This window comes from Streptomyces chattanoogensis, assembly GCF_001294335.1.
Classification (GTDB): Bacteria; Actinomycetota; Actinomycetes; order Streptomycetales; family Streptomycetaceae; genus Streptomyces; species Streptomyces chattanoogensis.
This window is the reverse complement of the sequence record NZ_LGKG01000071.1, coordinates 1-413: the sequence shown is the minus strand read 5'-3', so window position 1 is coordinate 413 and position 413 is coordinate 1. Positions and strand designations below refer to the sequence as shown.

Below are 413 nucleotides of genomic sequence, written 5' to 3'. Positions count from 1 at the left end.
CCCCGCACGTCGTCACCGACTGGTCCCACGCCCTCACCACCGAGCACGGCAACGTCCTGGCCATGGTCGGAGTCGCCCTGCTCGTCTTCCCGAAGCTGGCGCTCGGACTGTCCGGGTTCGAAACCGGTGTTGCGGTCATGCCGCACGTCGAGGGGGCGCCGGACGACACCGAGGAGCGCCCCGTGGGGCGGATCCGGGGCACGAAGAAGCTGCTGACGACCGCTGCCGTCATCATGAGCGCCTTTCTGATCCTCACCAGCTTCATCACGACCCTGCTCATCCCGGCGGACGCCTTCAAGCCGGGCGGTGCGGCTAACGGGCGCGCGCTGGCCTACCTGTCCCATGAGTACCTCGGCAACGCCTTCGGCACCGTCTACGACATCTCCACCATCGCCATCCTCTGGTTCGCCGGC

At 68.0% G+C, this 413-nt stretch carries 1 pseudogene; it reads left to right on the top strand.

The features are described from left to right. Positions 1 to 413: pseudogene (locus ADL29_RS10255) on the top strand (amino acid transporter); the annotation flags it as partial.